Genomic DNA, 13,085 nt, shown 5'->3' with positions numbered 1-13,085 from the left:
TCGACGCACGTCCGGTAGTCAGCATGGGCAGCCGCGTCGGCACGGGCCGGCACGCTTCGCCGTTCACTCTGCGGTGATCGCCTCCCGGATTGCGCTGAGGGCGAGGGCGGCACCGGCGGTTGAGCGGATCCGGCTGGGGCTGAGGGCGGCCTGCCGGGGGGGTGCCGGCGTTGCCATGGTCTCGAACGGCGGCTCGTTCACCGAGCGCACGGACGCTTCCGGTCAGGGCGTTTGTTGTTCGCGTCCCCGCGTAAGACCCGCTCTGGCTTTCGGGCGCCGTTTCACCAGGCGAGGCGGTATGCCGCTTTCCTCGCGGTGTCCCTGGCCTCGGCGAGGCGGGCGCCGCGGGACGCCGGGCCGCGATGATGATGCGCCGCCGCCGGGCGCGCCCGCCCGGCCTCGGGCGCGCCCGCCCGGCCGGGGTGTGCGTTGCTCCTGGGTGTGGTGGTGCGGCCTTACGGGGTGTGCGCTGCTTCTGGGTGTGGTGGTGCGGCCTTACGGGGAAATGGGGTGCGGTTCGTTCGCGGGTGGTGCGGGGCTGGTCGGGCTGGGGTGTGGGGGTTGTTGTCGTGGGGGGGTGTTGTGGGGTCAGTGGCTGGGTGGGCGGGGGGTCGGGGCGGGTGGGTTTTATCGGATGACGCGGTGGCGGAGGTAGACGATGTTGGAGTTGAAGGTGCGGGTTTCGGTGAGTTGGAGGTTGACTCGGCGTTCGTGGTGGGGGAAGTAGGGGGTGCCGCCGCCGACGAGGACGGGGTAGATGACGGTGCGGTATTCGTCGATGAGGTCGGATGCGGCGGCGTGGGCGGCGAGGGTGGCGCCGCCGATGGCGATGTCGCCGTCGCCGGGTTCGGCTCGTAGGCGTTCGATCTCTTCGGTGAGGGTGCCGGTGGCGAGGCGGGCGTGGCCCTGCAGGGTGTGCAGGGTGGTGGTGAAGACCACTTTGGGCAGTGGTTTCCACAGGGCGGTCCACTCGCGTTCGGGGGCGTCGAGGGTGGGGTCCTCGTCGGCGGTCTCCCAGTACAGCATCGTCTCGTAGAGCCGGCGTCCGAGCAGGTGGACGTCGACCTGGCGGATCTCGTCGATCCAGAAGCGGAAGACGTCCTTGTCGGGTGCGGTCCAGGCGAAGTTGCCGTCCGGTCCGACGATGTAGCCGTCGAGTGAGACGCTCATCGAGTAGGTCACGCTGCGCATCGGGTGTCCTCCTGGGTGCGGGGTTCGACAGTAGGACTGCCGCGCGTCGCGGAACTCATCACGGCTCGCGACACTCCCGTGGGCGGCGTGGGGCGGGGTGGGGCTGTTCGGTGCGGGGCGACTCCGTCGGGGGGTATGGGGTGGGGGGTGGCGGCCGGTGGCTCGGCGGAGAGGGGACGTGCTGGTGGGCGGATGGCACCCGGTGTGTGCTCTGCTCGCCCGCCTGCGGGACCCGGGAAATCCGTGCCGTTGTGCGAGGCTCCGTTCTCCTCGACCGGGTCGAAGCGCTCGTCGCCCCGATGCGGGGTGCGGTGCGCGGGCGGGCGGCGACCGGCGTGTGGCGGATGGAGCGTTCGCTGGCACACGGGGTGGGGCGGGAGGCGTTCGCGGTGTGGGGCGGAGCGGATCAGCGCGGTCTCGAGCGTGGCGGGGGAGCGTCCCCGGGCCGCGCGGGGCCGCGCGGGGCCGCGCGGGGCTGGCTTGTCCGCTGCAGCCCATCGGGGCGGCTGTGACCGCTGGAGCGGTGCCGCGGGAGTGGACTGCATGGTGGCCGAGGGCGATGGACGGGGTTGTGCGCGAGGGCCGCTGACAGCTTGTTCGCCGTCGATGTCGAACCCGGTCTCCTGGGGGCTCCGGGGCGGCCGGGGGGGGGATCGTCGGTGACATCCACGTCGACATCCGTCCCGGCTTCGCGAGGGCGGGTCTGGACGCGACGCGTACGTCGACGACTGTGTTCTGTCCTTCGAGTGCGGTGCGCGCAGTCCGGGCCCGGTGATCTGCCGTGTGGCCCTGGGGCGGCCCGGTGCGTCCGGTGAGGCGCTGATGGTCGGTGCTCGTTCCGGCCATGACGGTGCGGCCGTGGAGGCCGGGATCACGAGGTTGCTCGTTCCGCCGCTGACGCATGTCACGGCAGAGGTGGTTGTGCCGGGTCCTCGCCGCCTGCGCTGTCCCGGGCCCTTTCCGCGTTCTCGTTCTCATCGGGTGCAGCATGCGGGGCGGTCTGACGCCGTCCGTCCACCGTGCGCCCGCGGGACGGCCCGCCGTCCGCCCTGCCCTGTGGCGCGAAGCCCCGGTGGGAAAAGGACTGCCGAGATCATTTCCCGGGGAAACCCGGCCGCCCGGTGCGGTGTTTCACCGGGAAGGGCAGGCTGCCGCACGGCACGGCACGGCACGGCACGGCACGGCACGGCACGGCACGGCACGGCAGGGCACGGCACGGCGCGGCCACGGAAAGGGGGGAGGCGAATCGTGTTCTTCGCCGGGTGAGGAGTTCAGTTGTCGGTCAGTCGGTAGACCGTCAGTTCGTTTCCGTGGACGTGGACATGGTAATCCGGGGGGCCGGTGCCGAGTGTGGGGACGGTGGTGCGGACGGTCTTGAGTTCTGCGGCGTTGAGTACGGCGGTAGCGGCTTCGATCATGTCGGTGAACGTTTTCTCCGGTTCCTGCCGCAGCGTGTCGCCGGAAAGCAGTACCACCGCCTCGCCGGTGTGGCTGCGCACGACAGCGGTCACGGGGGCTCCGTGTACGACAAGCACCTGATACCCCTCTCGGCGTGGCCGTTTTCGGCCCGCTGGATGTGGCGCGGCAGGAGGATATTCCCCGTTCTTCCGGTGTCCGTGAGCCGTGGTGGCACGGGATTCCGGGAAGATTCCGCCGAGCTTAGCGGGAGAGGCATTGCCGAGGGGGGCGGACCCGGCGGGCGCGCATGTGCTCGATTTCGGCGCGGCCGCGGACACGACGGTGACGATCGCAGTGCCACGGCAGCCCGGGGCCCCCGGGCCGGCCCCGCCCGGGTCGCGCCGGGCCACCGGCCCCCGGCTGCGGCAGTTGACGCACCCCGGCCCGCTCGCCCGACGCACCCCCGGCCCGGCTCGCCTGCTGTCACCGGCCCGCCGGGGCTGGGCGGTGGCAGGCCGGGCGCGGCGTCGGACCGCCGTGCCCGCGCGGCGGACGTCGGCGCAGCCCGGCCGGCTCGCCTGGCGCTACCCGGCCGGCTCGCCTGATGCGGGGACTACGTGGAAACTGACTCGTCAGCACAGACAGCAGCGCCGGGGTCATACGGGCCCGCGCAGGGTTCCGTACGCTTTCCGTACGCCATACGCACGCTTCACAGCCCGGCCCGCGTGGCTGCTGGCTGGGTGGGGCGGTGGCGGGACCGGCCGGGCGCGGCGTCGGACGCCGTGTCCGGCGTGGCGGAAGTCGGCGCACCTCGGCCCGCTCGCTCGGTGCAGCCCGGTCGGCTCGCCTGCCGGTACCGGCCTGCTGGCCTGGTGCTACTGCAGTCCGGTCGGCTCGCCTGCCGGTACCGGCCTGGTGCTACCTGGTCGGCTCGCCTGACGCAGCCCGGCCTCCGCGCCTGCTGGCTGGGTGGTGGGGGGACCGGCTGGGCGCAATGTCGGATCGCCGTGTCCTGTGCGGTGGAAGTCGGCGCGCACCGGCCCGCTCGCTCGGCGCAGACTGGCCGGCTCGCCTGCCGCTACCGGCCCGCTCATCTGGTGCTCTGTGGTCGGCTCGCCCCGCGGCGAGATCTACGGCGACCTGTACCTCTCCGAGCGGCTCGACGGGCGACCCTTCGACAAGCACGACGAGAACGTCGTCGTTGACGCAGCCCGGTCCGCGTGCCTGCTGGCTGGGTGGTGGCGGGACCGGCGTGGCGGCAGTCGGCGCACCCCGGCCCGCGCGTCTGGTGTTCTCTTGGTCGGCTCGCCTGATGCAGCCCGGCCGGTTCGCACGCTGCTGCCCGCCCGTCGGCTTGGTGTTACCGGCCGGTGCGTGTCTCGTGGTGCCGGGCCGGGCCGGTGATGTCCTGTCCTGTCCTCGCACACCCCGCCGGCCAGGGTGGCCGGTGCGTGCGGCGGCGGCCGGTGGGCGGCGCTCCCCGGCGGGGGCGGGGGCTGGGGCTGGGGCTGGGCGGGAGGGGTGTCATCTGCGGGTGCGCCATGTGCTGTGGGGATTGTCGTGCGGGGCTTCGTATCGGGTGGCGGCGTCGATTTCCGCCTGGAGTTCGATCGCGTGGACGATGCTTCCGTTCAGTGTCCTGCGGATGATGGGGTCGGTGATTTTCCATGCGGTCATGGCTTCGTCGGGTGAGAGTGCCGTCGGGGCCGGTCCGCGGCGTGGTGATTCGGGTCCCCGCTGCTCGGGAATGAGGCCGCTCTCGACCAGGACTTTGCGGTGATCGAGGTTGAGGACGGTGGCCCACGTGGTCAATTGCGAGGACAGCGGCAATGTTTTGCCGTCCAGGGTCCGGCTGATGGTGGTCAGGCTCAGACCGGTCGCGGCTGCCAGTTGTGCCCGGCCGCCGTGGCGCCGGCGGACGTCGTATCCGGCTGCTGTCGCGGCCTGGGTGAGATAGGCGCCGATCCGCTGGGCCTGGGCCTGTCGTCTGGTCCGGCTCTCGTGGGGGGAATCCTTCGCACTCCGCATGGTCGGAGGGTAGCGCGCGGGCATGTTGTCACATGCTGGTTGCACGCGTGCACCTTTGCAGGTCACAACCTAGATCGGCATTTGTGCAGGCCACATCCCGAATCTCGTATTCGTGTGCGAATCAAAATACCCTTGCGTCACTCATTTCCGGCAACTTGCATATGTTGCGCGCGTGTGGGTCAGCCGCACGGCTGCACGTTGCTGAGGGGGTCTTTTGACCATGCTTCGCCTCCATATGGCCACGCTCCTGCTCAGGGCCAGGGAGCTGGGTGACGAAAGCGTCGCCGACATGGCGCAGCGCACCGGTATCAGCAGGTCGACGCTCCACCGGCTCGCGAGCGGTACGAAACAGCCGAGCCTGGCCACGTTGTGGACGCTGCGCGACGCCTACAGCGTCCGGCTCGACGCGCTCGTCTACGACGACCCGCGGACGCTGCAGCGCAGTCTTCCGCAGCGCCGGCGTGTGCCTGCCCGGGAGCGGCACCGGCTGCGGCCGGGGGACCTCGGCGGGCACGCGGCCGACTGAGCATCGACCCCCAGGCCCGCACCGGGCCCAGGGACCCCGGCCGGTATGCGGCCGTCCGGGGAACCATCCTGCTTCTCATCCGGCGCCCGGGGGCCCGGCCGGCAGGCGGTGCTCCGGGAACGGCCCGGCCCTCACCCGGGGTTGGGGGCCTCGGCCGGTAGGCCGGCGGACCGGGAGCGGGCCCGGCCCGTCGTCCGGCCGGGTCCTCACCCGGCCGGTCCTCACCCGGCCCGGCCCCTTTCACCCGGTGCTGCGGGGGTCTCGGCCGGCGCACGGCCGGCCGGGAGCCGGCCCGGTTCCGTCCCCCCCCAGGGGCTCGCGGCGCGCGGGCGGTGTCCCCGCTTCGGCCGCCGCACGTCGTGCCGGCAGCCCTCACCTCACCTCACTTCTTTCCCTACGACCGGGAGCACTGCTTTGACCACTCCAGCTCACGACGCCGCCCCCGACGGCGGCGCCCCGGGGGAATCGGCCCTCGTCGTCCGCGCCCAGCAAGGCGATCGCGAGGCTTTCGCCGAGCTGTACCGGATGCACCACGGTGTCATCGCCACCCTCATCGGACGGCGCGTCAGATCGAACACGGCGCTGGCCGAGGACCTCACCGCGGACGTCTTCATGAAGGCCTGGATCAAGATCAACACGTTCACGTGGACGGGTACGTCGATCCGTGCCTGGCTGTGCACCATCGCACGCCATGCGGTCGCCGACCACTTCAAGACCGCGACGACCCGCAACCTCACCTTCGTCGACCACATCACCCAGGTGGGAGACGCCTGGGCGCCGGTGGTGAGCGATCCTGAAGAAACCGTTCTGTCCTCGCTCGCGCTCGACGACCTGCATCACGCCCTGTCGGAGATCACGCCCCGTCAGCAGGTCGTGATCCGGCTGCGGTTCCTGGGCGAGATGTCCGTCCGCGAGACCGCCCGCACCATGGGCACCACCGACGGCGCCGTGAAAACACTGCAGTGGCGCGCGCTGGACTCCCTCCGCAAGGCCTACCCGGGAGCTGTGGCATGACCATCGACTACGGCAAGGACACGGACCTGGAGCGGGAACTCACCGCGCGGCTCAGTGAACTCGCCCACGCCTTCATCGCCGATCTCAACGCTCGCGGCCGCCTGGTGGAAACCGGCGGCGCCGACACCCTCAGACGCCTCAGACAACAGCACCGGACCCCGCCCCCCGCGGGTGGGACGGAACCCGGCGACGCCGGATACGAGGCCACCGGCACCGAGCCGCATCCCGTACCGGGCGCAGCGGCCCGCTGGGAGGCCGTCACCGCACCCCCCGCCGGCGAGGACGCCACCCCCAACCCGCCCGCAACACTCCGCCCGCTGCGCATCCTCGGCGCGTGCGAGCCTCACCCCGCGGGCGCGGACCCACTCGAGTCCGGCGACGCCCCGCCCCGCACCGCCGCCCCGGCTCCCGGCCCGCAGCCGGCCGCGCTCGAACCGGTCCCCGCCCAGCAGGCCGCCACGCGCGTCCCGGTCCCCGCCCCGAGCGCCGGTGCCCGGGAGCCGCACGCCGCCGACGACGCCCGGGAGCCGTACACCGCCGACGACGCCCGGGAGCCGCGCCTCGCCGCCAGCGGCCAGGGGCAGCCCCCGGCCCGGGTCCAGCAACCCACCACTGCCCAGCAGTCAGCTCCGGCCCAGCAGTCGGCTCCGGCCCGGCAGTCAGCCCCGGACCGGCAGTCCGTCGTGGCCCAGGAGTCCGTCGTGGCCCAGGAGTTGGCCGTGGCCGAGCCGGCAGCCGCGCCCGCCCTGGCCGCCGCCCGTCAACCGGCCGCGCTCGAACCGGTCCCCGCCCAGCAGGCCGCCGCCCGCGTCCCGGCCCCCGCCCCGAGCGCCGGCGCCCAGCAGGGGCACACCGCCGACGGCGGCCACGCCCAGCCCCCGGCCCCGGCTCAGCAGGCCGCCGTACCGGCCGCGGCTCAGCAGGCCGCCGTACCCGCCGCGGCTCCCGCCCGGCAGTCGGACGCACTCGAACCGGCCCCCGCCCGGAGCACCGGCGTCCAGGGGCCGCGCACGGCCGACGGCGGGGGTCAGGCGCCGTCCTCGGCCGCGGTCACGGCGGCCAGGCTGCGGGCGGAGAACGCGGCCCGGCTCGAGGTCACGCAGATCGCCTCGGACGATGAACGCGTCGACGTCCACATCCACGCTGTGTCGCTGGGCGACTGGGAGTACTGGCTGACCGCGATCGGGGCGCCGCTGGACGCGCCGACCCGCCGCAGCGGATGGGTGCAGACCGCCACCGGGCGCCTCGACGGTGTGGAGGTCCGTCTCACCGCGGAGGCCGTGCCCCGTCTCCTGCAGGAGGCGGCGCAGCAGGCCACCGACCCCTTCCTTCTGGGGGGCCGCGTCTACGACCTCGCCCGCGCCCACACCGACCGCCACGGCCAGACCTGGCACCACCACGGCCGGCGCCAGGAGGACGACATCCCTCTTGTCACCCTGGGCGGCGCCGACGACCCGTCCTACCCGCTCACCTCCATCGCGGTGGCCAACGGGCCCCTCACCCCCGCCGCCGCGCCCTCCGACCACCACGAAACAGGCTGACCACACCCATCTCGCACCTCACACCGTCCGCCGCCCCCGTGCGGTCCCGGACCCTCAACACCGCCCCACCGCACGGCAGAGCGGCCGCCCGCCCCATGCCGCAGCCCGGCTGCCGGGGGGAGGGGGTTGCCCTGCACGGTGGGTGTCGAGGTCGAGGCAGGTGCGTGTGGTCGAGGAAGAGCGGGGTGGGCCGTAGGGGTGCGCGTGCGTGGACGACGGTCAGGGCACGATCAAGCTCACGCTCACGCGTGACCGTGGCGCTGGTGCTGTCGCACCGGCTGAAGAAGCCGCGGACGACGGACCCCGGCCGGGTGGTGCCGCGGATCCGGCTCCTCGAGATGTCCGGTGCGCCGGGTCGGCCCCGAAAAAAAGGGGGCGGCGCTCGGCCGATGAGTTCCTTCATGATCGGCAGTCAGAGTCCATGGTTGGTGCGCGGCGGCGGCGAGGGCGGTCGCCGCGGGCGCCGGCCGAGTCGGCTTGAAAACCCACGAGATCACGAGATACCGAGGAACCACGATGCGCACCCTGATCAGTACCGCTTTCATCTCGCTCGACGGTGTCGTGGAGGCCCCGGGCGGTGAACCCGGCTACCGGAACTCCGGCTGGACGTTCAAGGACATCGAGTTCCTCCCCGAGGCGTTCGACATCAAGGGCCGTGAGCAGAAGGAAGCCACCGCGATGCTGCTGGGCCGGACCAGCTATCAGTCGTTCAGCCCGGTGTGGCCCGCCATGGAGGAATTCGCCGACTACAAACTGATGCCGAAGTACGTCGTGTCGACCACCCTGACCGAGGCCGATCTCGTGACGAACTGGGGGGAGACGACGATCCTGCGTTCACTGGAGGAGGTCGCCGCGCTGAAGGAGACCGACGGCGGCCCGATCATCGTCCACGGCAGCGCCCGCCTGAACCAGGCCCTCGCGGACGCCGGCCTCATCGACCGCTACCACCTGCTCGTCTTCCCGCTCCTGCTCGGGGCGGGCAAGCGGCTCTTCAGCACCACGGACAAGGACACCCAGAAGCTGAAGCTGGTCGAGCACGACGTCTACGCCAACGGGCTGCAGAAGAACGTCTTCGACGTCGTCCGCTGACCAAGCCCCCTCCAAGCCCCCTCCGGGCCGCCGCTCCACCGGCGCGTCCTCGCCCGCCCCCCCCCCCCGCGGCCGGGCCACCGAGCCGATCCCGTCCGGCGTCCTCGTCCAGGGCGCCGACGCCATCAAGGGGCCGGGGCCCGCCCGCCGGGCCCGGCCGAAAGCCGGGCTGGCCCGTGAAAAGGGGTCTACCGGGCGGGGCGGTGCGGTGCGCTATCCCATGACGGTGCGGGCTGCGTCCAGGAACGCGAGCCGGTTGTCCTCCAGGTAGTCCCGCACGCTCTCGCCGTCCGGCAGGCCTTCCCACACCGTCTTGTTCAGGTCGAGGAAGTAGGCGCGTGCCGCGTCGTGCACGGGCAGGGGGAACTGGATGCGGACGAGGCGTTCGGCGACCCAGAGCCTGTTCATGACGTCCCGGGTCGTCAGGAACCACTCGTGGGTGTCGTCCCACTCGGCAGGCCGGCCGAAGGCGGCGCGCTCGGCCTCGGCCCCCACCTCGACGAACCGCTCCAGCAACGCCAGCCGTTCCGCCCGCCGGGCCTCCGACAAGGAGAGCTGCTGCCGCTGCTGTTCGGCGCGTTCCGCCGAGAGCTGCGTCCTGTGCTGGACGAGGTAGGACAGCGAACCGCCGAGGACGACACCGCCCAGCGATATGAGCGACCCCCAGACCTGACCCGACATGGCCGCCATCGTCCCACGCCGTCGGTCACCGGGGTGATCTCGCGGATCCGCAGCGCACGGTACGGCCCCTGGGGTCCCGCCGTGGCAAGGGCCGGGGGAGGGCCGGGGGCCGCTGCTCGCCGTAACGGCGGTGCACCCCGGTCCCGGCACGGCGCCGGACGGGCCGCCTTCCGGGGTGGTCGATCATGACGTGAAGTCGGCGGGCAGGGTAGCGCAGGGCGCCGGGGGAGAAGAAGGTGCGGAACGCCCCGGCGGTAGGGCCGTTAGACTCATCGACAGGCGGTCACTCCCTCTCCACAGGAAGAACCGGCGTGCCCAACACACTGCAGGAAATGATCAAGCACAAGTTGGACCAGTACGGCTGGTCCTACAGCGATGTAGCGCGCCGCGGTGGCATCTCCCGTTCGACGGTCCACCATCTGGCGACGTCGGAGCGGCTGGCGCAGATGCCGCAGCAGACCACTCTGGAGGGCTTGGCCAAGGGACTGGGCATCCCGGTGGCGCCGGTGCAGCGGGCCGCCGCCGAGGCCGCGGGCGTCCACCTGTACCTCGAGGACGCACCCGAGGCCGCCGATCCGGAGGTGGCGATCCTCATCGCGAGCGTGCACAAGCTGAGCCCGGCGGACCGCCGGCACGTGGCCGTCCTCGTCGAGTCGCTGCTGCACGCCAACGGCACCCCGTAGACCCCCAGAACCCCCCAGAGCCGGAGCAGGGCCCAGCAGCTGTCCCGCGGAGCCCTGGTGGAGAAGGGGCCCGTGGAGAAGGGGCCCGTGGAGAAGGGGGATGCGTTCCGGCCCGCCGGCACGCCGGGGCCCCTCACCCCGGGAGCGGATGCGTCTGCGGGTGCGGGTGCGGGTGCGGGTGCGGGGAGGGTTCGAGTGTGCGGGCCGTGGTGATCCAGTCGATGACGGCGTGCACGGTGACGCAGTCGAGTTCGGCCAGTTTGAACACGGCCTGGACGTCGGCGGCGGCGAGGGGGACGCACACCCGGTCCAGGGCGCCGTACAGGCGCAGCCGGTGGGCGTGGGCGGTGGAGGTGTCCTGACCGGAGTGGATGCCGGACCGGTCGGGCCGGGGGCTCGTGGCGGGCGCAGCGGGGGTCGTGTCCAAGGGATCCGCCTTACGGTGCGGGTGGGCTCACTGGCCCGGCGGCGAAGGCCTGCCGGGCGAAGCGGTCGAAGGTGGTGCTGAGCCCGCTCTCCGCGACGTGCGTGTCCGGCCAGGAGGGCGGGGCGGGCAGGGTGCGGTGGACGGTGTCCCAGAAGGCGTCGGCGACCGCGTGGTCCTCGCGGTCGCCGACGCCCGCGCGGACGGGCGCGCAGCCGAGGGAGCCGGCCCGCGCCGTGAAGGAGCAGGCCGGCAAGGGCTCGCAGGCGGCCGCGGCGCCCGGTTCGCCGTGACGGGCGGCGCGGGTGACGGCGGCCATGACGGCGCGGTGGACAAGGGCGCGGTCCGCGGTCGCGGCGGTGCTCCAGCCGATCAGGCGGCGCGACGCGGCGTCGAGGACCACGGCCGCATACAGGGGGCCTGGAGGTGTGGTGAAGGCACGGACGTCGACGATCCAGCGCCGGCGGGGCGTACGGGCGCCTCCCGCCGGGGCGGTTGCGGGCAGCCGCCCCGCCCGCCCGCGGAGCCCGGCCGCTCTCATCAGGGCTTCCACGGTGGCGTCGCTGAGGTGGATGCCGTAGCGGTCGCGGAGTTCCTGTCCGACCCTGCGGTATCCGTAGGCGGCGCCGGACTCCCGGTGGATGCCGCGCACCAGACGGGTCAGCCAGGCCCGGCGCAGGGCGCGCGGGGAGGGCGTGCGGGTGCGCCAGGCGTAGTAGCCGGACTCCGAGACATCGAGGAGCGCGGCCGTCCGGCGGGCCGGGAAACCGTGCGACGCCATGCGGTGCATCACCTCGTACCGTCTTTTGGGGGCATCATCTGCCGCAGGGTGGCGATGACTTCGCGGCACAGGAGGACTTCCCTCTCCAACTCGCCGATGCGGGCGCGCGCCTGTGCCAGGTCCGGCCCGGACATCCCCGAGCGCCGCCAGCGGTAGACGGTTGCCGGGGAGACGCCCAGTTGCCGTGCCACGTCTTTCACCGGGTGGCCTTCCAGGGCCAGTTGCTCCGCGCGGGCGCGCAAGGCCGCGGGGTGAGAAGCGCTCACTGGATCCCACTCGTCGATGCCGGCGCCGAAGGACGGACAACAGAGCCTGCGCGAGGGTCGGTTCACCGCCTCGCGTCCGCCGGCGGATGCCACCGGGTCCGCCGCCCACAAGAGTTCCAGGGGCCGGCTCCGCCCCCGCGCCGGTGCCTTTTCTGAACCGGTGGCGCCGCAAGGGCCCTGGCGCCGGCGGCTGGCAGTGCGCGTCCGGCACCGGCGGGGACGCGGACACGGGCACGAGTTGCCGGCCCGTGTCCACCGCCCGGCAGGCCGGGCGAAAAAGCCCCGGGGCCCTCGCGGCACCGCAGGGGCACGCCCCGAAGGGCCTGCCCCTGCGTCAGCGGCCGTACTACTGGTGGACGCTGATGGCCTGGGAGGCCTGGGACTGGGCGACCGCGAACGGCGAGTTCTGGTTCAGCGCCATCGACTCGTTGTGCGCGTCCACGTGCGCGATCTTCTTCGAGACGGTCGTCATCTTCGTGAAGCTGAACGAGAACTTGCCCAGCGCCTCGCGGCCGGGAAGCAGCTCGGCGGTCTCGGCCTCAAGCAGGTCGTTGTTCATGGGAACAGCCTTTCAAGGAAGGAAGGATGTACGCGAAATCAGGAGCCCGCGGCCGGCGGCGAACAGACCAACTGCCGCCGCCGGCCGCGCTCCACCCCCGTGCGACGCCACCGACCACCAGATCCGCCGGCCACTGCAGGAGCCTCGGACCGGGCGCGACGGCGTCGCACGGATCCCGTACGGGAACGGTCACTCCGGGCGGCGGGACCATGCGCAACCCCGCCGTCCGGAGTCTCTGGACGATTCGTCCGGAGAGCGTGGACGGTAGCGGAAGACGAAGGGGCAGCGCAAACCGCCTATATCCGACATCCGTTCAAAAGCGTGTACCTGTTCCATTCCATGCCTCTGGGGCCCAACCCCGCACCCCCTCAGGCGTGTTGCGGCCACCGCTCCCCAGCAGGCCGACAGCGTGCACGGGCACGAGGACGGCGCCCCTGAGGGGAGGCGGCCCCCCCCGAGCCCTCTCCACTCGGAAGCGCACCGAGGTCCATCACCGCCGAAACCGCCTCTCCCGGGACCCCGGCCGACCGGAGGGGCCCCGGACCGTCATCCCCCCGGCGCCGGCCGCGCGCCGCACCGCCCGGGAGCCCCCCGGGGGCTGCCCGCGCTCCTGCGTGACCGCCGTGCGGTGCGCGGACGGCGACACGCCAAGCCCCGCGTGTCCTTCACTCCCCGGGGGCAGCCGGCAGGCACCTGCGGCGAGAAACGCGCTCCACGAAAAGCGGGGCAGCACACAAACCCGCCTCCGTCGCCTCCACCGCAGGCCGCCACACCATTTCTCATCACGCGACTCCGAAAAACCCGGAGCATTTCCGGCACCGCATTAACGCCATCAGGCGCACAGTTTCGCACCCTCCCGAACCACCCTGCGATACGCGGGAGTTCACCTGGTCGGACGCCTTCT

13 protein-coding genes are annotated in these 13,085 nt (G+C 72.7%); 5 read left to right on the top strand and 8 right to left on the bottom strand.

Features of this window, described 5'->3' with window-relative positions; translation table 11 throughout:
• Positions 1 to 627 precede the first annotated feature (627 nt).
• The 3 genes from ACZ7JA_RS35660 to ACZ7JA_RS35650 all read right to left on the bottom strand — a co-directional run bounded on the left by ACZ7JA_RS35660 (position 628) and on the right by ACZ7JA_RS35650 (position 4,617).
• Positions 628 to 1,191, bottom strand: a complete 564-nt coding sequence (locus tag ACZ7JA_RS35660) for a dihydrofolate reductase family protein (protein WP_389305579.1) — start codon at positions 1,189 to 1,191, stop codon at positions 628 to 630.
• 1,271 nt (positions 1,192 to 2,462) lie between these two features.
• Positions 2,463 to 2,702 carry a hypothetical protein gene (locus ACZ7JA_RS35655; RefSeq protein WP_351672172.1) on the bottom strand — a complete coding sequence of 80 codons (240 nt, stop codon included), beginning with the start codon at positions 2,700 to 2,702 and terminating at the stop codon, positions 2,463 to 2,465.
• Between the two features lie 1,411 nt (positions 2,703 to 4,113).
• Positions 4,114 to 4,617, bottom strand: a complete 504-nt coding sequence (locus ACZ7JA_RS35650; protein WP_389305583.1) for a transcriptional regulator — start codon at positions 4,615 to 4,617, stop codon at positions 4,114 to 4,116.
• A 220-nt stretch (positions 4,618 to 4,837) separates the two neighbouring features.
• On the opposite strand from ACZ7JA_RS35650, the gene ACZ7JA_RS35645 reads away from it, so the two are divergent.
• From ACZ7JA_RS35645 to ACZ7JA_RS35630, 4 genes are all read left to right on the top strand, one after another.
• On the top strand, positions 4,838 to 5,143 hold the full coding sequence (locus tag ACZ7JA_RS35645) for a helix-turn-helix domain-containing protein (protein WP_393439671.1): 306 nt from the start codon (positions 4,838 to 4,840) through the stop codon (positions 5,141 to 5,143).
• Between the two features lie 414 nt (positions 5,144 to 5,557).
• On the top strand, positions 5,558 to 6,157 hold the full coding sequence (locus ACZ7JA_RS35640; protein WP_351672178.1) for an RNA polymerase sigma factor: 600 nt from the start codon (positions 5,558 to 5,560) through the stop codon (positions 6,155 to 6,157).
• Positions 6,154 to 7,698, top strand: coding sequence for a BN159_2729 family protein (locus ACZ7JA_RS35635; RefSeq protein WP_470812559.1), 1,545 nt, complete (start codon positions 6,154 to 6,156; stop codon positions 7,696 to 7,698). Before ACZ7JA_RS35640 ends, ACZ7JA_RS35635 begins: the two co-directional genes overlap by 4 nt.
• A gap of 516 nt (positions 7,699 to 8,214) precedes the next feature.
• Positions 8,215 to 8,787 carry a dihydrofolate reductase family protein gene (locus tag ACZ7JA_RS35630; protein ID WP_389305588.1) on the top strand — a complete coding sequence of 191 codons (573 nt, stop codon included), beginning with the start codon at positions 8,215 to 8,217 and terminating at the stop codon, positions 8,785 to 8,787.
• A 213-nt stretch (positions 8,788 to 9,000) separates the two neighbouring features.
• On the opposite strand, the gene ACZ7JA_RS35625 is transcribed toward ACZ7JA_RS35630, so the two are convergent.
• Complete coding sequence (locus tag ACZ7JA_RS35625; protein ID WP_470812557.1) at positions 9,001 to 9,477, bottom strand: hypothetical protein; 477 nt, start codon at positions 9,475 to 9,477, stop codon at positions 9,001 to 9,003.
• 323 nt (positions 9,478 to 9,800) lie between these two features.
• Here ACZ7JA_RS35625 and ACZ7JA_RS35620 point away from each other — a divergent pair, with 323 nt between their 5' ends.
• Positions 9,801 to 10,151 carry a helix-turn-helix domain-containing protein gene (locus ACZ7JA_RS35620; protein ID WP_351672186.1) on the top strand — a complete coding sequence of 117 codons (351 nt, stop codon included), beginning with the start codon at positions 9,801 to 9,803 and terminating at the stop codon, positions 10,149 to 10,151.
• Positions 10,152 to 10,284: 133 nt separating this feature from the next.
• Here ACZ7JA_RS35620 and ACZ7JA_RS35615 read toward each other — a convergent pair whose 3' ends face one another.
• From ACZ7JA_RS35615 to ACZ7JA_RS35600, 4 genes are all read right to left on the bottom strand, one after another.
• Entirely contained in the window at positions 10,285 to 10,578 is a 294-nt protein-coding gene (locus ACZ7JA_RS35615; protein WP_470812555.1) for a hypothetical protein, read from the bottom strand.
• A gap of 10 nt (positions 10,579 to 10,588) precedes the next feature.
• Positions 10,589 to 11,356: an IS3 family transposase gene (locus ACZ7JA_RS35610; RefSeq protein ID WP_470812553.1), complete on the bottom strand. Its 768-nt coding sequence runs from the start codon at positions 11,354 to 11,356 to the stop codon at positions 10,589 to 10,591.
• Positions 11,357 to 11,364: 8 nt separating this feature from the next.
• Positions 11,365 to 11,622, bottom strand: coding sequence for a helix-turn-helix domain-containing protein (locus ACZ7JA_RS35605; RefSeq protein WP_351672191.1), 258 nt, complete (start codon positions 11,620 to 11,622; stop codon positions 11,365 to 11,367).
• A 346-nt stretch (positions 11,623 to 11,968) separates the two neighbouring features.
• Positions 11,969 to 12,181, bottom strand: a complete 213-nt coding sequence (locus ACZ7JA_RS35600) for a hypothetical protein (protein ID WP_351672193.1) — start codon at positions 12,179 to 12,181, stop codon at positions 11,969 to 11,971.
• Positions 12,182 to 13,085 lie beyond the last annotated feature (904 nt).

This window comes from Streptomyces sp. NPDC038135 (assembly GCF_055601245.1).
This window is presented reverse-complemented; position numbering and strand designations above follow the sequence as displayed.